Genomic DNA, 18,759 nt, shown 5'->3' with positions numbered 1-18,759 from the left:
GGCTTCCGTCGCGACGACCGTGGTGACCGGGGCGACCGTCCCTCCTACCGTCGTGACGACCGGGGAGAGCGCCGCGACGACAACCGCGGTGGCGGCTTCCGTCGGGACGACAGCCGTGGCGACAACCGTGGTGGTGGCGGTTTCCGTCGGGACGACAGCCGTGGTGACAACCGTGGTGGTGGCGGTTTCCGTCGGGACGACAGCCGTGGCGACAACCGTGGTGGTGGCGGTTTCCGTCGGGACGACAGCCGTGGTGACAACCGTGGTGGTGGCGGTTTCCGTCGGGACGACAGCCGTGGTGACAACCGTGGTGGTGGCGGTTTCCGTCGGGACGACAGCCGTGGTGACAACCGTGGCGGCGGCGGTTTCGGCCGTCGTGACGACGACCGCGGTGGCTTCCGCCGCGACGATCGCAGGGACGACCGCAGGGACGGCGGCGACCGCGGTGGCTTCCGCCGTGACGACAACCGTGGCGGATTCGCTCGGCGCGACGACCGACGGGACGACCGTCGCGACGACCGCCGTGGTGACGACCGGGGCGACCGTGGTGGCTTCCGTCGGGACGACAGCCGTGGCGACAGCCGCGGTGGCTACGGCGGCCGGCGTGACGACCGCCGCGACGACAGGGGCGGGCGCCCCGGTGGCGGTGGCTTCCGGGGTCGGCCCGGCGACGACCGGCGCGATGGCGGCCGCTTCCGCGACGAGCGCGAGCGGGATCGTGACCGCGAGCCGATCAAGCGTCTGCCGATCCCCGAGGACGTCACCGGCGACGAGGTCGACCAGGACGTACGGCAGGAGCTCCAGAGCCTGCCGAAGACGCTCGCGGACGACGTCGCCCGGAACCTGGTGATGGTCGCGCGGCTCATCGACGAGGACCCCGAGGGTGCGTACGGCTACTCCAGGGTGGCCCTGCGCCTGGCGTCGCGTGTCGCCGCCGTACGCGAGGCGGCCGGTTTCGCGGCGTACGCGAACCAGAAGTACAACGAGGCCCTTGCCGAGTTCCGGGCCGCACGGCGGATGACCGGCGGCGTGGAGCTGTGGCCCGTGATGGCCGACTGCGAGCGTGGGCTCGGACGGCCGGAGAAGGCGCTGGACATGGCCGGCGCCCCCGAGGTGCACAAGCTGGACAAGGCCGGTCAGGTCGAGATGCGTCTCGTGGCTGCCGGTGCCCGGCGTGACATGGACCAGTTGGACGCGGCGATCGTGACGCTCCAGAGCCCCGAACTGGCCTCCAACTCGGTGCAGCCCTGGACCGCCCGCCTCCGTTACGCCTACGCCGACGCGCTGCTCGCCGCCGGACGTGAGGCCGAGGCTCGTGAGTGGTTCGCCAAGGCGATCGAGGCCGACCGGGACGGCAGCACGGACGCCTCCGACCGGCTCGCCGAGCTGGACGGTGTCGAGTTCGTCGACGCCCTGGACGACGACGAGGACACCTCGGGCGAGGACACCTCGGGCGAGGACACCGCCCACGAGGACGCGGCCCCCGGGGACACCGCCCACGAGGACGCGGCCCACGAGGACGCCTCCGAGGAGGACGGCGACAAGGACTGACGTCCTTCGCGGCCGCAGATGAACAACGAGGGCGGGATCCCGGAAGGCCGGGGTCCCGCCCTCGTCGTGTGTCCGGGGCCGCTCAGAGGTCCAGCGCGCGCAGCACCAGCCCCGATGCCGGCTTCGGACCGAACGACGTCGACTTGCGGGGCATCGTCACACCCTGGCGGGCGAGCTCCCGTACGACCTCCTCGCGGACGGGGTGCAGCAGCACCGCCGTTCCGCCCTTCTGTTCCGCCTTCTCGACCGTGGCGGCGGTGTCGTGGATGTAGGCGACGTGTGCGCTGGAGTCCTCCGGGATGCCCCAGACGTGGTCGAGGAGCGCGGCGTGCAGCACGGTGGCGTCCAGGGCGCGCCAGGCGGCGGGACGGTCGGCCGGGATCGTGCGGGCCAGCAGATCCGGGTCCGGCCGGTCGATCAGGTGGAAGGCGCCGTCCCCGGCCAGCAGGAAGGCGTTGCCCGCGTGGGCCGCGTCGGCCAGGGCCGCCTGGGCCTCGGGCAACGGCACCTCCAACCGGCGTACCCGGAACAGACCGTCCAGGGAGGCGAGTGCGTCCGCGACCGGCAGGCCGTGCAGCAGGCGGTGGATGGCGCGGACGCGGAGCGGGTAGCGGACGGTGTCGACCAGCAGGACCAGGCCGTAGTCCCAGGGGCTGGGGGAGGGATGCTCCGCGCGTAGACGCAGATAGGTCGCCCAGCGGTGGTGGCCGTCGGCGATCAGCGCCTGACGCTGGGCCAGATCCGACTGGACGAGGGCCACCTCGGCCGGGTCGGTGAGCGACCAGAGCCGGTGCTGGAAACCGTCCTCGGTGGTCGTGGCCAGCAGCGGGGGCCGTGCCGCGGTGTGTTCGACCACATCGGACGCGGAGCCGTCGCCGCGGTACGTGAGCAGCAGTGGCTCCAGATTGGCGGCGGTGGCGCGCATCAGGGCCGCGCGGTCCGCGACGACGGGAGCCATGACGTCCTCGTGCGGCAGGACGATGCCCTCGCCGGGGTCCGTGACGCGCAGGGCGCCGATGATGCCGCGTTGCAGCATGCCGTCGCCGTCGCTCTGTTCGTAGACGTAGAGGCCCGGTTCCGGGTCGGTGGTCAGGACGCCCTCGTCCAGCCAGCGACGCAGGGCGTCGGCGGCCTGCTCGTTGCCCGCGCTGGGTGTGCCGGCCTGCGGAAGAATCAGCCGGACGATGTTGTGCGGATCGGCCGACTGGAGGTGGTGCAGGCCGTCCGGGCGGACGACGACGTCGTACGGCGGGGATGTCACGGCGGCCAGGCTGCCGACCCGGTCGGGGTCGTAGCGAAGGCCTCGGAACGGAGTGAGTTCCAGGCCCCGGCGCGTCGTTGCTTCCGAGTGACCTGCAGTGTTCATCCCGGCATCGTACGTGTGTCAGTGGTGTGCGGCATGATCGGTGGGTGCAGGACGCGACCGAGGAGCGATGCGGAATGAGCGAGGGCGTCAGGACGAGGCCCGAGGGCAGTGGGCAGGCCCTGAGCGAGGCGTACGACACGGCGCTGCTCGACCTCGACGGGGTGGTGTACGCGGGCGGGCAGGCGATCGCGCACGCGGTCGGGTCGCTGGCGGCGGCGCGCGAGGGCGGCATGCGGCTGGCGTATGTCACCAACAACGCGCTGCGGACCCCGGAAGCGGTGGCAGAGCACCTGGGCGAGCTGGGGATACCGACGGGAGCCGACGACGTCATCACCTCCGCACAGGCGGTGGCCCGGCTGATCGGTGAACAGGTCCCGGCGGGCGCGCGGGTGCTGGTGATCGGCGGTGAGGGCCTGCGGGTGGCGTTGCGCGAGCGCGGTCTGGAGCCGGTGGAGTCGGCGGACGACGACCCGGCGGCGGTCGTGCAGGGGTACGGCGGCCCCGACCTCCCGTGGGGCAGGTTCGCGGAGGCGTCCTACGCCATCGCCCGTGGGGTGCCGTGGTTCGCGTCCAACACCGATCTGACTATCCCGAGCGGCCGCGGGATCGCGCCGGGCAACGGCGCGGCGGTGGAGGTCGTACGGATCGCCACGGGAGCCGAGCCGCAGGTGGCCGGCAAGCCGCTGCCGCCCATGCACCGGGAGACGATCCTGCGGACAGGTGCGAAGCGGCCCCTGGTGGTCGGGGACCGGCTGGACACGGACATCGAGGGGGCGTTCAACGGCGAGGTCGACTCCCTGCTCGTGCTGACCGGGGTCACCGACGGCGCCCAGTTGCTGGCCGCGCCGCCGCGTCACCGGCCGACGTATGTCGACGCCGATCTGCGCGGACTGCTCACCGGTCAGCCGGAGGTCGCACGCGAGGGCGAGGGATTCCGCTGCGGAGGCTGGACGGCCTCCGCCGGCCGTGAGCGGCTGGAGCTGACGGGGGACGGTGAGGCCGTGGACGGTCTGCGCGCGCTCTGCGCGGCGGCCTGGACGGCGGCCGGACCGGACTCCTGCGCGCTGGACGGGGCGAAGGCGCTGGCCCGCCTCGGACTGTGACGCCGGGGGCGGGCCTCCAAGACCCTTGGCGAGGGTAGGCTAACCTAACCTGTGTGTTGGTCGACAGTGCTCCTGAACAGCGCGCGGAAGCCCCTCCTGCGCCCCCGAGTCGCCGGGCCCTCCGGGCCGCCGGGCTCATCGCCTCCGCGGTGATCCTGGCGCTCGTCGCCCTGGCAAGTATCGCGGTCGGCGCCAAGGCGCTACCACTGGACCAGGTCTGGCACGGCCTGTTCCACGCGTCGGGGACCTACGGCGACGTCGTGGTCGACGAACGGCTGTCGCGCACCGTCCTCGGTCTGCTCGCGGGTGCCGCGCTCGGTCTGTCCGGCGCGGTGCTCCAGGCACTCACCCGCAACCCGCTGGCCGACCCCGGGCTGCTCGGCATCAACGCGGGCGCCTCCGCCGCGGTCGTCACCGCCATCACCTACTTCGGTGTCACCAGCCTGAGCGGGTATGTGTGGTTCGCGTTCGGCGGCGCGGCGGCCGTCGGCCTGCTGCTCCGGTTCCTCGGCGGCAGCCGCGGCGCCACCCCGGTGCGCCTGGCGCTCGCCGGCACCGCGATCAGCGCCGCGCTCTACGGCTACCTCCAGGCCGTGATGATCATGGACGACGCGGCGCTGGCCCGGATGCGCTTCTGGACCGTGGGATCGCTGTCCTCGGCGAGCGACTCCACCACCCTCCAGGTGCTGCCGTTCCTCGCCGTCGGCGCACTGCTCGCGCTCGGGCTCGCCCGGCCGCTGAACGCCATGGAGATGGGCGACGACACCGCCCGCGCGTTGGGCGCCAACCTCAACCGCACCCGGAGCCTGGCCATGCTCGCCGCCACCGTGCTGTGCGGCGCCGCGACCGCGGCCTGCGGGCCGATCGTCTTCGTCGGACTGATGGTCCCGCACGTGGTGCGCTCCTTCACCGGACCCGACCTGCGCTGGATCCTGCCCTACGCCGCCGTGCTGTCGCCCGTGCTGCTGCTCGGCGCCGACGTCATCGGCCGGATCGTCGCACGCCCGGCCGAGGTCCAGGTCGGCATCGTGACCGCGATCATCGGCGGCCCCGTCTTCATCCTTCTCGTACGACGCCGCAGGACGGTGCAGCTGTGAAGACCCGTCGCACGAACCGCGCCCTGCGCATGCCCGGCGGGCTGTCCATACGGCTGGACGTCCGCGCCCTGGCCGTCGTCACGCTGCTGCTGGTCACGGCGCTCGGCGCGAGCGTCCTGCTGATCGGCACCGGCGACGCCGAGATCCCCGCCGCCGACGTGCTCCGGACCCTGGCCGGCGACGGCACCCCGTTCCAGGACTTCATCGTCAACGAACTACGGCTGCCCCGAGTCCTCGTCGGCCTTCTGGTCGGCGCCTCGCTCGGCCTCGGTGGCGCCCTGTTCCAGTCCGTCTCGCGCAACCCGCTGGGCAGCCCTGACGTACTCGGCCTCGCCCAGGGCTCGACGGCCGGCGCGCTCGTCGTGATCGTGCTGATGTCCGGCTCCGCCGCCGAGGTCACCATCGGCGCCCTCGTCGGCGGCCTGGGCACCGGCCTCGCCATCTATCTGCTCGCCTGGAAGCAGGGCGTGCACGGCTACCGGCTGGTTCTGGTCGGCATCGGCGTCAGCGCGGTGGCCACCGCCGTCAACGGTTATCTGCTCACCAAGGCCGACCTGGTCGACGCGGCCCGCGCGATCGTCTGGATCACCGGCTCCCTGGACGGCCGCGACTGGAGCCAGGTCTGGCCGCTGCTCGCGCTGTTCGCCGTCCTCCTGCCACTCGTCCTCGCCAACGCCCGGGGCCTGCGCATGATGGAGATGGGTGACGACGTCTCCTACGCCCTCGGGGTGCGCGCGGAGCGGGTACGGCTGCTGCTGATGGGCTCCGCCGTCCTGCTCACCGCAGCCGCCACAGCCGCGGCGGGCCCCGTCAGCTTCGTCGCGCTCACCGCGCCGCAGCTCGCCAGGCGCCTCACCCGTGTCCCGGGCCCGAACCTGATCCCGTCCCTGTGCATGGGCGCCGTCCTGCTGGTCGCCGCCGACTGGGCCTCGCAGCGCGCCTTCGGCGCCGAGCGACTGCCCGTGGGCGTGGTCACCGGCGTCCTCGGCGGTGTCTACCTGTTGTGGCTCCTCGTCACCGAACGCAGGGCAGGCCGCATATGACCGTCACCGGCGAGACGAACACCCCCATCAGCAAGAGGAGCACCGTGAGCCGCCTGTCCACCGAGGACGTCACCCTCGCCTACGACCAGCACGTCATCGCCGAACAGCTGTCGGTGGCGATCCCCGACAACTCCTTCACGGTGATCGTCGGCCCCAACGCGTGCGGCAAGTCCACGCTGCTCCGGGCGCTCTCGCGCACCCTGAAGCCGAACCGTGGCCGGGTGCTGCTCGACGGACAGGTCATCCAGTCGATGCCCGCGAAGAAGGTCGCCCGGACGCTCGGCCTGCTGCCGCAGTCGTCCATCGCGCCCGACGGGATCACCGTCGGCGACCTGGTGGGCCGCGGCCGCTACCCGCACCAGGGCATCCTGCGCCAGTGGTCCGCCGAGGACGAGCGGGTCGTACAGGAGTCCATGGCCCGCACGGGTGTGGCCGAACTCGCCGACCGGTACGTGGACGAGCTGTCGGGCGGCCAGCGCCAGCGGGTGTGGATCGCGATGGCGCTCGCCCAGCAGACCCCGCTGCTGCTGCTGGACGAGCCGACCACCTACCTCGACATCCAGCACCAGATCGACGTCCTCGACCTGTGCGCCGAACTGCACGAGGAACACGGCCGGACCCTGGTCGCCGTACTGCACGACCTCAACCACGCCGCGCGCTACGCCACCCACCTCATAGCCCTGCGCGGCGGCAAGGTGATCGCCGAGGGCGCGCCGCGCGACATCGTCACCGCCGGACTGGTGGAGGAGGTCTTCGGGCTGCGCTGCCAGGTCATCGACGACCCGGAGACGGGGACACCGCTGGTGGTGCCCGCCGCCCGCAGGGCCCGCGCCGCGGTCCGGGCCGCGGCTACAGAAGCTTCCTGAGCCGGAACAGGTCGACCAGGCTCGCCTCCAGCCGCACCCGGCCCGAGGCCCAGGCCTTGGCGAAGTTCAGTTCGCCGTCGACCAGGGCCACCAGGTCGTCGCCGGACATGGCAAGCCTTATCTGCGCCCTGTCGCGGGGCGGGCCCGGGTGGGTGTCGTCCACCTCGATCCGGCCGCCGGTCAGGCGGCCGGTGAAGGTGACGTCCAGGTCCGTGACGTGGCAGCTCACCGTGCGGTCCAGCGCCGCGGCGGCGCGAACGTCGCCGTCGGCGCCCCGCAGGGTGTCCGACAGCTTCTCCAGTGCGGCGCGGCACTCCTCGATCGTGGCCATCGCGACCGACGGTACCCCAGCCGTTCGGGGTAGCGTCTGGGCATGAGCGACACAGCCCCCCGGACCGCGCCCGAGGAGCAGGACCAGGAGCAGGAGTACGACCCCGCCGCCCCGGCCCCGCTGAACGTCCCCCGCACGCCCACCGGGGACGCAGAGGTCGACGCCCGGCTGGAGCGGCTGGCCGACACCGACCACCTCGCCACCGACGGGCACCACGAGGTGTACGAGGATGTACACCGGGGGCTGCGCGACGCGCTCACCGCGCTCGACGCCCGCCCGGGACCTCCGGCACCCCCCGCGCCGGATCGTCCGGCGCCCTCATCGCCGTACGGGAACAGGAGCTGAACCGAACGTGGCAGGAGTCGCACGCCGCCGTCTGGACGCGGAGTTGGTCCGCCGGAAGCTCGCGCGCTCGCGTGAGCACGCGAGCCAGCTGATCGAGGCCGGGCGGGTCACCGTCGGCAAGACCGTGGCGACGAAGCCGGCCACCCAGGTGGAGACCGCGGCCGCGATCGTGGTCCAGGCCGACGACAAGGATCCGGACTATGTGTCCCGGGGCGGCCACAAGCTGGCCGGCGCGCTGGCGGCATTCGTGCCCCAGGGGCTCGTGGTCGAGGGCCGCCGGGCCCTGGACGCCGGCGCGTCCACCGGCGGCTTCACCGATGTCCTGCTGCGCGCGGGCGCCGCACACGTGGTCGCCGTCGACGTCGGCTACGGCCAACTCGCCTGGTCTCTCCAGCAGGATGAACGCGTCACCGTCAAGGACCGTACGAACGTACGCGAGTTGACGCTCGAAGCGATCGATGGGGAACCTGTGGATCTTGTCGTGGGTGATCTGTCCTTCATCCCACTCGGCCTGGTGCTGCCCGCCCTCACACGGTGCGTGAAGCCGGACGCCGATCTGGTGATGATGGTCAAGCCGCAGTTCGAGGTGGGCAAGGAACGCCTGGGCAGCGGAGGAGTCGTACGGAGCCCGCAACTGCGGGCGGATGCCGTGCGGGGCGTGGCCGACAAGGGGTGGGCACTGGGACTCGGGGTGCGGGGAGTCACCGCCAGTCCGCTGCCCGGACCCTCCGGCAACGTCGAGTACTTTCTGTGGCTGCGGTCCGGGGCACCGGAACTGGACCCGGCCGATGCTGACCGTGCAGTGGCGGAGGGGCCGCGTTGACACAGAACCGAGCTCGTACGGTATTCCTGCTCGCACACACCGGGCGGCCCGCGGCCATCCGCAGCGCCGAGCTCGTGGTCAAGGGGCTGCTGCGGTCCGGTGTCGGTGTACGGGTGCTGGAGTACGAGGCGCGTGACCTGCCGCTGCCCGCCGAGGTGGAGCTGGTCGAGGAGGCCACTCCGCAGAGCCTGGACGGCTGCGAGCTGCTGATCGTGCTCGGCGGCGACGGAACGCTGCTGCGCGGAGCCGAGTTCGCCCGCGCGTCCGGGGTGCCGATGCTCGGCGTCAACCTCGGCAGTGTCGGCTTCCTCGCCGAGGCCGAGCGCGACGACCTCGACAAGGTCGTCGACCGGGTGGTGAGCCGGGCGTACGAGGTCGAGGAGCGGATGACCGTCGACGTCGTCGTGCACCGCAACGGCGACGTCGTACACACCGACTGGGCACTGAACGAGGCGGCGGTCCAGAAGGCCGGCGCCGAGAAGCTCCTCGAAGTCGTGCTGGAGATCGACGGCCGCCCGGTGACCGGCTTCGGCTGCGACGGGATCGTACTGTCGACGCCGACCGGCTCCACCGCCTACGCGTTCTCCGCGGGCGGCCCCGTGGTGTGGCCCGAGGTCGAGGCACTGCTGATGGTGCCGATCTCCGCACACGCGCTGTTCGCCAAACCACTGGTCACCTCGCCCGAGTCGGTACTCGCCGTCGAGGTGCTGCCGCACGTGCCGCCGGGCGTCCTGTGGTGCGACGGCCGCCGCACCGTGGAACTGCCGCCCGGCGCCCGGGTCGAGGTCCGGCGCGGCGCGGTACCGGTACGGCTCGCCCGCCTGCACCACGCGTCCTTCACCGACCGCCTGGTCGCGAAGTTCGCACTGCCGGTGTCCGGCTGGCGCGGAGCACCGCACTGAGCGGTGCCGGCCGGGGGCACTAGCTCGCGAGGGTGACATCGCGGGCCGATGCCCAATCGTCACCTGCGGCTTCGGCCGTGGAGGGCGGGGGCCGTCGCAGCGCACCGGCCCGACCTCGTATGGTCTTGTCCGTGCTGGAAGAAATGCGGATACGGTCGCTCGGTGTCATCGACGACGCCGTCGTCGAGCTGGCGCCCGGGTTCACCGCCGTCACCGGTGAGACGGGTGCGGGCAAGACCATGGTGGTCACCAGCCTGGGGCTGCTCCTTGGCGGGCGCGCGGATCCGGCGCTCGTGCGGATCGGTGCCGGGAAGGCGGTCGTGGAGGGGCGGATCGCCGTACCCTCCGGCGGCGCCGCCGTCGTACGGGCGGAGGAGGCCGGGGCCGAGCTGGACGACGGCGCCCTGCTGATCAGCCGGACCGTCTCCGCCGAGGGACGCTCACGGGCGCACCTCGGCGGGCGCAGCGTGCCCGTGGGGCTGCTCGCCGAGCTGGCCGACGACCTGGTGGCCGTGCACGGGCAGACCGACCAGCAGGGGCTGCTCAAACTGTCCCGCCAGCGGCAGGCCCTCGACCGGTACGCGGGCGACGCGGTAGCCGCTCCGCTCGCCAAGTACACGGAGTCCTACCGGCGGCTGCGGGCCGTCTCCACCGAGCTGGAGGAGATCGTCACGCGCGCGCGTGAGCGCGCCCAGGAAGCCGACATGCTGCGCTACGGCCTCGACGAGATCGCCGCGGTCGAACCGCGCGCCGGTGAGGACATGGAGCTGGCGGAGGAGGCGGAGCGTCTCGGGCACGCCGAGGCACTCGCGTCCGCCGCGTCCGCCGCGCACACCGCGCTCGCGGGCAACCCCGAGGATCCCGAGAGCATCGACGCGGCGACCCTGGTGGCCGGAGCGAACCGGGCGCTGGAGGCCGTGCGGTCGCACGATCCCGCGTTGGCTCCCCTCGCCGACCGCATCGGCGAGATCCAGATCCTGCTGGCCGACGTGGCCGGCGAACTCGCCGGATATGCCGACGACCTGGACGCCGACCCGCTGCGGCTGGCCGCCGTGGAAGAGCGGCGGGCCGCGCTCACCGCGCTCACCCGCAAGTACGGCGACGACGTGAACACCGTGCTCGCCTGGGCCGAGCAGGGCGCTGCGCGGCTGACCGAACTCGACGGCGGCGCCGAGCGGATCGACGAGCTGACCGCCGAACGGGACGCGCTGCGCGGTGAGCTGAGCGCTTTCGCCCAGGCGCTGACGGACGCGCGCCGGGAGGCGGCCGAGCGGTTCGCCGCCGCCGTGACCGCCGAGCTGGCCTCGCTCGCGATGCCGCACGCGCGTGTGTCCTTCGACATCCGGCAGACCGAGGACCCCGAGGGCGTCGAGGTCGGCGGGCGTGCGGTGGCGTACGGCCCGTCGGGCGTGGACGAGGTGGAGCTGCTGCTCGCCCCGCATCCGGGGGCGCCGCCGCGGCCCATCGCCAAGGGAGCCTCCGGCGGTGAGCTGTCCCGGGTGATGCTGGCCGTGGAGGTCGTGTTCGCGGGCACCGATCCGGTGCCGACGTATCTCTTCGACGAGGTCGACGCGGGAGTGGGCGGAAAGGCCGCGGTCGAGATCGGCCGGCGGCTCGCCCGGCTCGCGAAGACCGCGCAGGTCGTGGTCGTCACCCACCTTCCCCAGGTGGCCGCCTTCGCCGACCGGCAGCTGCTGGTGGAGAAGACCAACGACGGGTCGGTCACCCGGTCCGGCGTGAAGGTCCTCGAGGGTGAGGAGCGGATCCGGGAGCTGTCCCGGATGCTGGCCGGGCAGGAGGACTCGCAGACGGCCCGGGCGCACGCGGAGGAACTGCTGGCGGCGGCCCGCGCGGACGACTGAGGAACGCGGGCTCGTAGGGTGACGGGATGATCCCCGCACCCCTGACCCGCACCGGCAGGACCCTCTCGTTCACCCTCGCCGCCGCGCTCACCCGGGGCGCGACCGCCGCCCTGCGCGCCACGGCCCCCGGCGGACGGGAGCGCTGGGAGCGGCGGAACCACGCCGGGCGGACCGTCGAGATGCACGCCGGTCCGGCGGTCGCGGCGGCCGCCGCCCTGACGGCCGGGCGCGCGCATCCCGCCGCCGGGTTCGCCGTGCTGGCGGCCGGTGCCTGCGGGGCGTACGACGATGTCGTGGGCGTGGGCGACCCGCGGCGGGGTTTCCGGGCACACCTGGCCGCGCTGCGGGACGGCGAGGTCACCAGCGGCATGGTCAAGCTGGCCGGGATCTCGGCGGCCGGGCTGGTCGCGGGGACGGTGCTCAAGGAGCGGTTCGCCGACCGGGTGCTCGCCGGGGTCGTGATCGCCGGGGCCGCGCACTTCGTGAACCTGGTGGACGTACGACCCGGCCGGGCCGCCGTGACGGTCCTCGCGCTGGGCGCGCCGGGGCTGCTGCGGTCCGGCCCGGCGGGTGAACTGGCCGCGGCCGCGACGGGGGCCGCGGCGGCCGTGCTCCCGGACGACCTCGCGGCGCGCGCGATGATCGGCGACACCGGGGCACACGCCCTGGGCGCGGCCCTTGGCGCCGCCGTGGTCGCGGGCAGCGGGCGCGCCGGACTGATCGCGCACGCCGCCGCGCTGGTGACCGCGGCCGTCCGCGGTGACCGGGTGACCGAACTGGCGCGGTCGCCGCTGCGCGCCTGACGTCGTACCGGCACCGGGCCGCGCGCGGCCGACCGGACTGTGTCGCCCATGTGAGTGATGCGCGCCCGCTCAGTGCGCCGGATCTGGCGACTGTGCGCCCCCGGAGTTCCCGGAACACCCGTCCGCCCTGGCATCCTTGACGCGGAACAGGGGAAGCGCGGGAGGCGCGCGCGGTACGCCTCCGCGCCCGATACCGTCTGTACGTTCCTCTGTAGGTTTCTCTGTACGTTCCCTCGTGACGTTTCCTCGTGCCCGCCCGACGCCGAAACCAGGAGCCCCCGGCCACCGTGAGCCCCGTGAGCAGCAACTCGCCGCACGGTCAGCCGCCGCTGCGTACCGTGCAGGTGCTGGGCGGAGGCAACGCCGGCAGCAGCGGGCACGTGCGGTCCCTGGCCGCCGGGCTCGTCGCACGGGGCGTGCGGGTGACCGTGTGCGCCCCCGCAGAGGCCGACCACGCCCACGACTTCACCGGCGCCGGTGCCGAGCACGTCGACGTGGCGCGCAGCAGCGATCCGGGGACCGTCGCCGCGCTGCGGGCCGCCTGCGCCGACGCCGACGTGGTCCATGCGCACGGGCTGCACGCCTCCTTCCGCGCCGTCCTCGCGCTCAGCGGCAGGCACACCCCGCTCGTCGTCACCTGGCACAACCGCGCGCACGCGGAAGGCGCCCGGGCGCATCTGCTGCGGCTCCTGGAGCGGCGGGTGGTGAAGACGGCGGCCGTGGTGCTCGGCACCACCTCCGAGCTGGTGGACCGGGCGCGCGGCACCGGTGCCAGGGACGCCCGGCTCGCCGCCGTCGCGCTGCCCGGACCGCAGCGGATTGCCGACCCCGACGACCCCGACCGCCGCCGCCCCAAGGTGCGGGCCGAAGTCGGGGCCACCGGACGTCCGTTGCTGATCGCGGTCGGCTCGATCGACCGGCACCGGGGCTACGACGTCCTGCTGGACGCAGCCCGCGAATGGCGCGACCTCGACCCGCAGCCGCTGCTCGTCATCGCGGGGGAGGGGCCGTCGCGCGGCCGGCTCCAGCGGCGCATCGAGGACGAGCACCTCGCGGTGCGGCTGCTCGGCCGACGCGACGACGTGCGCGAACTGCTGGACGCGGCCGACCTCGCGCTGCTGCCCGGCGGCCGGGAGTCCCGCTCCGTGCTCGCCCAGGAGGCACTGTACGCGGGCGTCCCGCTGGTCGCGGCCGCCGCGGGCGGCACCCCCGACCTGGTGGGCGACGCCGCCGAACTCGTCCCGTACGGCGACCCGAAGGCGTTCGCCGACGCGGTCGTGCGGCTGCTCGACGATCCCGGGCGCCGCGAACTGCTCAGGGACAAGGGAGCGCGGCAGGCGGCCGGCTGGCCGACCGAGGACGAGACGATCGCCCAGGTCCTCAGCATCTACGACGAGTTGACCAGGCCGCGCGCCTTCAGCTAGGGCCTGATCCGAGCGCCAGTAGCCGGGCTCCGGAGCACGTGCGCTAAGGGACGTGCCGGCGGGCCCGCAGGGCGAGGCTCAACGCCAGTACCGTCTGCGGGTCGTCGAGGTCGGTGCCCAGCAACTCGCCGATACGGGCTAGGCGGTTGTAGAGCGTCTGTCGGTTGAGGTGCAGTTCGCGGGCCGTCTCCGCCTTGCGGCCCGCGTGCGCCAGATAGGTCTCCAGCGTGGGCAGCAGCGGCGGCCTGGAACGGCGGTCGTGCTCGCGCAGCGGGCCGATGGCACGGTCCACGAAGTCCGCCAGGTCGGGGTGGTCGCGCAGCCGCCACAGCAGCAGGTCGATGTCGAGGCGGCGGGCGTCGTACCAGAGGTGGTCCGCCAGCCCCTGGGCGGCGGTCGCCGTCTCCGCCGCGTGCCGCAGCCCGGCCGACGCGGCCGCCCAGCCGCCCGCCACCCCGACCACCACGACGGGTGGACGCGCGCCCGGCCGCTGCATCCCGGCCCGCTCCACCCCGGCCCGCAGTGCCGTCGCGACCCGGTCGGCCACGGTCGGCCGTTCCGACTCCGACCGCAGCCCGACCAGCAGCGGTACCCGCCCCTCCACGGGCCGTACCCCGAGCAGCACCGGTACTCCCACCGAGGCCAGCTCCTCGCCGACCGCGCGGGCCAGGACGGCCCACCCCCCGCCGGGGGACAGGGCGTCACCCAGCCTCATCACCACCGGAAGCAACGGGCTGTTGCCGGGCTTGAAGCCCAGCACCCGGGCCTGCGCGGGCGCGTCCTCCGCCGTGACACGGCCCTCCGCGAGGTCGGTCAGGAAATCGCCGCGGCCGCGGGCCGCCAGCTCCTCCTCCTGACGGGCCTGCATCAGGACCACGGCCAGGATGCCCGCGGCCCGCTCGACGGCGATCCGGTGCACCGGCGCGAGCGGCGAACGCACCGGCAGCAGCACCAGCCGGGCACGCACCGAACCCGCGCCCGGACCGCCACCGGGCACGTCCACCAGCACCGAACCGGCCGGCGGCGGCGTGTCCTTGTGCACCCCGCGCAGCCCCTCCCACACCTGGAGCGGATCGGCTCCCTCCGGTCCGGCCCCCGCGGCGTACAGCAACTGGCCGTCCGTTGTCTCCAGGAACACCGGGTTGCCGCTGAAGTCGGCCAGGATGCCCAGTACCTGCGGCACCCCGCCGCCGCACAGCAGCGCCTCGGTGCAGCGGCGGTGCACCTCCTCGGCCCGCTGGAGCAGCGCGTAGTGGCCGTTCACGATCTCGGTGTGGATCTCCTCGGTGACCGCGACGAAGGGCACCTCGCGATGCAGCTGGACAAGCGGAAGACCGGCCGCCTTCGCCGTGTCGACCAGCGCGGCGGGCAGCCGGGCGAAGCGCGGGCCCAGCTCCACGACCAGGGCCGCGATGCCACGCTCCGCGAGGGTACGGACGAACGCCCGCTGTTCGGCGGGGCGGGTGCCCACTCCGTAGCCCGTGGTGAGCAGCAGCTCGCCGCCCTTCAGCAGCGAGGCGATGTTCGGCACCTCGCCCGCGTGCACCCAGCGCACGGTGCGCCCCAGCCGGTCGGCTCCCGCCAGGATCTCCGGCAGTCCGCTGCGCAGCCCGGGCAGCTCCAGCGCGCGCCGCACGGTGATCCCGGCGCCGTGCGTGTCGAACCCGTCGCCCGCTCCGCTGTCCCTGCCCGTGCCCCTGTCCATGCAGCGGACGCTACCTGCGGGAACGCCGCGACGACAGCTCCGGACCGAGCCGGGCCGTGTCCGAGGCCTAGACGGGCCGGATGTTGTGATTGCAGCGGAACACGTTGTCGGGGTCGTACCTCCGCTTCAGCTTCTCCAGCCGCAGCAGGTTTCCGGCGCCCAGCCCCGCGGCGACCCGGCCGGCGCCCTCGTCGCCGGTCAGGCTCAGACACGCGGCGCCGGTACTCCAGGGCCGGAGGTCGGCGCGGGTGTCCCGCACCCACGCCAGGGCCCGCGCGTCGTCGGCGGGGTCGGACCAGGCGGCGAAGGGGTGCGCGAGCCAGGGTGCGTCCCGGTAGGCGACCGGGCAGTGGCCGGACCCGGCGGCGACCGCGCCGCCGAGCGGGCGGAGCGTGAGGGTCGCGCCCGGCACGGGCGCGTCGTGCGCGCGGGCGAGGAGGACATCCACCAGACCGTCGGGCAGACCGGTCAGGCACTCCGCCGACCAGTGGGCGCGCAGCCCGGCGGGGCACTCCAGCGCGTGCGGCGCCGCGACGCCGGACAGCTCCGCCACACGCGGCAGCGCCAGCAGCGGCCCGGCCGGAGCGCGCAGCTCCGCCGCGCCGCCCGGGCAGGTCAGCAGCGCGCCGTACAGCGGTTCGCCCGCCGCCGGACACATCACGGCGCCGCCCACCCGGTCGGGCCCCGTCTCGATGACCTCGCGGAACGCACGGACCACCGCACGGCCGTACCGCGGGTCGTAGAGCAGCAGCGTGGCGGAGAACTCCGGCAGCTCCCGCAGCTCCAGGGTGAGCGCGGTGACGACGCCGAAGTTCCCGCCGCCACCGTGCAGCGCCCAGAACAGCTCCGGGTTCTCGTCGGGGTTCGCGTGCACCCGCCGGGCGTCGGCGGTGACCAGCTCGACACCGATCAGACCGTCCACGGCGAGGCCGAAGCCCCGGTCCAGCGGGCCGGTGCCGCCGCCCAGCACGAACCCGGCGACACCGACGCCCGGTGTGGGCAGGCCGGTGAGAGTCAGCCCGTGGGCCCGCGCGGCCTGCTCAAGCCGCCCCATCGTGGCACCGCCCCCGACCCGTGCCGCCCGCGCCGCCGGATCGACGGTCACCCCGTGGACCCGGCGCAGGTCCACCAGGAGCGCGCCCTCGGTCGGCGCCGTCCCGGCCAGCCCGTACCCGCCGCCGCGTACGGCGATCCGCAGATCGAGGTCCCGGGCGAACCGCACGGCCCGCACGACGTCGGTCTCGTCGGCGCACCGGGCGATCACGGCCGGACGCCGGTCGGCCAGCGCGCTGAAGACGGCACGAGCACGGTCGTAGCCGGGATCCCCGGGGACGAACACCTCGCCTGCGAGATCCCCGCGAAGCGCGCCGAGGGCCGCGCCCGCCTTGGAACGGGAAGCCATGGCGGTCCCCCTTCGCAGGGTGCCGTTTCCGGTTCCAAGCCTAGGCGTCACGAGCAGTGCCGACCCTGTGCTGGAACGTGGCCTCAGCCGCCGTAGGCCCCCGAAGCCGTCAGCCGCAGCGCCGTGTCGATCAGCGGAACGTGGCTGAACGCCTGCGGGAAGTTGCCGACCTGGCGCTGGCGGACGGGGTCCCACTCCTCGGCGAGGAGGCCGAGGTCGTTGCGCAGGGACAGGAGCTTCTCGAAGAGCTTGCGGGCCTCGTCGACGCGGCCGATCATCGCGAGGTCGTCGGCCATCCAGAACGAACAGGCGAGGAAGGCGCCCTCGTCGCCCGGGAGGCCGTCGACACCCTCCTGCTCGCCCTCGGTCGGGTAGCGCAGGATGAAGCCGTCCGGGGTGGACAGCTCGCGCTGGATCGCCTCGATGGTGCCGATCACCCGCTTGTCGTCCGGCGGCAGGAAGCCCATCTGCGGGATCAGCAGCAGAGAGGCGTCCAGCTCCTTGGAGCCGTAGGACTGGGTGAACGTGTTGCGTTCCTTGTCGTAGCCCTTCTCGCACACGTCCCGGTGGATGTCGTCACGCAGCTCACGCCACCGTTCCAGCGGCCCGTCCGCGTCGCCGGACTCGATGAGCTTGATGGTGCGGTCCACCGCGACCCAGGCCATGACCTTGGAGTGCACGAAATGCCGGCGCGGCCCGCGCACCTCCCAGATGCCCTCGTCCGGCTCGTCCCAGTGGTCCTCCAGGTAGCGGATCAGCTTCAGCTGGAGCAGCGAGGCGTAGTCGTTGCGGGCCAGGCCCGTCATGTGGGCCAGGTGCAGTGCCTCGGTGACCTCGCCGTACACGTCGAGCTGGAGCTGGTGCGCGGCGCCGTTGCCCACCCGGACCGGCGCGGAGTCCTCGTAGCCGGGCAGCCAGTCCAGCTCGGCCTCGCCGAGCTCCCGCTCGCCCGCGATGCCGTACATGATCTGAAGGTTCTCCGGGTCGCCGGCGACCGCCCGCAGCAGCCATTCGCGCCAGGCGCGGGCCTCGTCGCGGTAGCCGGTGCGCAGCAGCGAGGACAGGGTGATCGCCGCGTCCCGAAGCCAGGTGTAGCGGTAGTCCCAGTTGCGGACACCGCCGATGTCCTCGGGCAGCGAGGTGGTGGGCGCGGCGACGATACCGCCGGTCGGGGCGTAGGTGAGGGCCTTGAGGGTGATCAGCGACCGGACCACGGCCTCGCGGTACGGACCGTGGTAGGTGCACTGCTCCACCCACTCGCGCCAGAAGCTCTCCGTCGCCTCCAGCGACGCCTCCGGCTCCGGCATCGCCGGCGGCTCCTTGTGCGAGGGCTCCCACGAGATCGTGAACGCGATCCGGTCACCCGGGGCGACCGTGAAGTCCGCGTACGTGGTCAGTGCCTTGCCGTAGGTCTCCGCCGACGTGTCGAACCACACCGAGTCGGGGCCCGCGACGGCCACCGTACGGCCGTCGTGCTTGTGCACCCAGGGCACCACCCGACCGTAGGAGAAGCGCATCCGCAGCGCGGAGCGCATCGGCACCCGGCCGGTGACGCCCTCGACGATCCGGATCAGCTGCGGGGCGCCGTCACGCGGCGGCATGAAGTCGGTCACACGGACCGTGCCGCGTGGGGTGTCCCACTCCGACTCCAGGATCAGCGAGTCGCCCCGGTAGGTGCGCCGGGCCGCCGTGGGCGGCTCCGCGTCGGCCGCGTGTGCGGGCCCGAGCCGCCAGAAGCCGTGCTCCTCGGTGCCCAGCAGACCGGCGAAGATGGCGTGCGAGTCGAAGCGGGGAAGGCACAGCCAGTCGACTGTGCCGTCCCGGCAGACCAGCGCCGCGGTCTGCATGTCTCCGATGAGTGCGTAGTCTTCGATGCGCCCGGCCACGTGCAACTCCAGTCGAACGGCCACGTCGCCCCCGGAGGAAACGGGGGCTTTCGCTAGTGCGGTCAAGGGGTTGTTGTTGTGCGTCGTTGAGCGGTGAAGCCAAGCAGCCGCCCCGCCCTGAGGCAAAACCACAGTCATCTCTCAACGAACTGACGAGCTCGCGGGGTTCCGGTTCGTACGGCCGGGGGTGGTGCCGTTTTCCGGCCGGGCTCGGCAGTGAGTGTCCGAGCAGGATACGACGCACGTAGAT

The 18,759-nt window shown here is 73.5% G+C and carries 16 protein-coding genes and 1 pseudogene; 12 read left to right on the top strand and 5 right to left on the bottom strand.

Features of this window, described 5'->3' with window-relative positions; genetic code table 11:
- Positions 1 to 714, top strand: a pseudogene (locus tag ACIPK3_RS20120) (hypothetical protein); the annotation flags it as partial.
- Between the two features lie 27 nt (positions 715 to 741).
- Complete coding sequence (locus tag ACIPK3_RS20115; RefSeq protein WP_402571417.1) at positions 742 to 1,551, top strand: hypothetical protein; 810 nt, start codon at positions 742 to 744, stop codon at positions 1,549 to 1,551.
- An 82-nt stretch (positions 1,552 to 1,633) separates the two neighbouring features.
- Here ACIPK3_RS20115 and ACIPK3_RS20110 read toward each other — a convergent pair whose 3' ends face one another.
- On the bottom strand, positions 1,634 to 2,917 hold the full coding sequence (locus tag ACIPK3_RS20110) for a DUF1015 domain-containing protein (RefSeq protein WP_402571383.1): 1,284 nt from the start codon (positions 2,915 to 2,917) through the stop codon (positions 1,634 to 1,636).
- Positions 2,918 to 2,991: 74 nt separating this feature from the next.
- Between ACIPK3_RS20110 and ACIPK3_RS20105 the strand changes: the two genes are divergently transcribed.
- Genes ACIPK3_RS20105 through ACIPK3_RS20090 form a run of 4 tightly spaced genes read left to right on the top strand, consistent with a single transcriptional unit; the run spans position 2,992 to position 7,026 of the window.
- Complete coding sequence (locus tag ACIPK3_RS20105; RefSeq protein ID WP_402571381.1) at positions 2,992 to 4,020, top strand: HAD hydrolase-like protein; 1,029 nt, start codon at positions 2,992 to 2,994, stop codon at positions 4,018 to 4,020.
- Between the two features lie 53 nt (positions 4,021 to 4,073).
- Positions 4,074 to 5,117, top strand: coding sequence for a FecCD family ABC transporter permease (locus tag ACIPK3_RS20100; protein ID WP_402571380.1), 1,044 nt, complete (start codon positions 4,074 to 4,076; stop codon positions 5,115 to 5,117).
- A gap of 29 nt (positions 5,118 to 5,146) precedes the next feature.
- Positions 5,147 to 6,160 carry a FecCD family ABC transporter permease gene (locus ACIPK3_RS20095; protein WP_402571415.1) on the top strand — a complete coding sequence of 338 codons (1,014 nt, stop codon included), beginning with the start codon at positions 5,147 to 5,149 and terminating at the stop codon, positions 6,158 to 6,160.
- Entirely contained in the window at positions 6,157 to 7,026 is an 870-nt protein-coding gene (locus ACIPK3_RS20090; protein ID WP_402571379.1) for an ABC transporter ATP-binding protein, read from the top strand. Before ACIPK3_RS20095 ends, ACIPK3_RS20090 begins: the two co-directional genes overlap by 4 nt.
- Here ACIPK3_RS20090 and ACIPK3_RS20085 read toward each other — a convergent pair.
- Complete coding sequence (locus ACIPK3_RS20085; RefSeq protein WP_402571378.1) at positions 7,010 to 7,357, bottom strand: SCP2 sterol-binding domain-containing protein; 348 nt, start codon at positions 7,355 to 7,357, stop codon at positions 7,010 to 7,012. The two genes, ACIPK3_RS20090 and ACIPK3_RS20085, sit on opposite strands and share 17 nt — an antisense overlap.
- A gap of 42 nt (positions 7,358 to 7,399) precedes the next feature.
- On the opposite strand from ACIPK3_RS20085, the gene ACIPK3_RS20080 reads away from it, so the two are divergent.
- From ACIPK3_RS20080 to ACIPK3_RS20055, 6 genes are all read left to right on the top strand, one after another.
- Positions 7,400 to 7,702 (top strand): hypothetical protein, encoded by a 303-nt coding sequence (locus tag ACIPK3_RS20080; RefSeq protein WP_402571376.1) that lies wholly within the window; start codon positions 7,400 to 7,402, stop codon positions 7,700 to 7,702.
- Between the two features lie 7 nt (positions 7,703 to 7,709).
- Entirely contained in the window at positions 7,710 to 8,525 is an 816-nt protein-coding gene (locus ACIPK3_RS20075) for a TlyA family RNA methyltransferase (protein WP_402571374.1), read from the top strand.
- Positions 8,522 to 9,427, top strand: coding sequence for an NAD kinase (locus ACIPK3_RS20070; RefSeq protein ID WP_402571373.1), 906 nt, complete (start codon positions 8,522 to 8,524; stop codon positions 9,425 to 9,427). The genes ACIPK3_RS20075 and ACIPK3_RS20070 overlap by 4 nt, the downstream gene beginning before the upstream one ends.
- A 119-nt stretch (positions 9,428 to 9,546) precedes the next feature.
- A complete protein-coding gene (recN, locus tag ACIPK3_RS20065; RefSeq protein ID WP_402571371.1) occupies positions 9,547 to 11,289 on the top strand; it encodes a DNA repair protein RecN in 1,743 nt (580 codons plus the stop codon).
- A 26-nt stretch (positions 11,290 to 11,315) separates the two neighbouring features.
- The gene (locus ACIPK3_RS20060) at positions 11,316 to 12,092 is read left to right on the top strand and encodes a hypothetical protein (protein WP_402571370.1); all 777 of its coding nucleotides are present in this window, start codon (positions 11,316 to 11,318) and stop codon (positions 12,090 to 12,092) included.
- Between the two features lie 287 nt (positions 12,093 to 12,379).
- A complete protein-coding gene (locus tag ACIPK3_RS20055; protein WP_402571368.1) occupies positions 12,380 to 13,516 on the top strand; it encodes a glycosyltransferase family 4 protein in 1,137 nt (378 codons plus the stop codon).
- 43 nt (positions 13,517 to 13,559) lie between these two features.
- Here ACIPK3_RS20055 and ACIPK3_RS20050 read toward each other — a convergent pair whose 3' ends face one another.
- The 3 genes from ACIPK3_RS20050 to ACIPK3_RS20040 form a co-directional block, all read right to left on the bottom strand.
- Positions 13,560 to 15,221, bottom strand: a complete 1,662-nt coding sequence (locus tag ACIPK3_RS20050) for a PucR family transcriptional regulator (protein ID WP_402571366.1) — start codon at positions 15,219 to 15,221, stop codon at positions 13,560 to 13,562.
- Positions 15,222 to 15,288: 67 nt separating this feature from the next.
- Positions 15,289 to 16,623 carry an FAD-binding oxidoreductase gene (locus tag ACIPK3_RS20045; protein WP_402571364.1) on the bottom strand — a complete coding sequence of 445 codons (1,335 nt, stop codon included), beginning with the start codon at positions 16,621 to 16,623 and terminating at the stop codon, positions 15,289 to 15,291.
- Positions 16,624 to 16,706: 83 nt separating this feature from the next.
- The gene (locus ACIPK3_RS20040) at positions 16,707 to 18,509 is read right to left on the bottom strand and encodes a glycoside hydrolase family 15 protein (protein ID WP_402571362.1); all 1,803 of its coding nucleotides are present in this window, start codon (positions 18,507 to 18,509) and stop codon (positions 16,707 to 16,709) included.
- Positions 18,510 to 18,759: the final 250 nt, after the last annotated feature.

This window comes from Streptomyces sp. NPDC086787 (assembly GCF_044745865.1).
In the GTDB taxonomy this organism is placed as follows: Bacteria; Actinomycetota; Actinomycetes; order Streptomycetales; family Streptomycetaceae; genus Streptomyces.
Note: the sequence above shows the minus strand (reverse complement) of the source record. Positions and strands in the feature narration are given on the sequence as shown.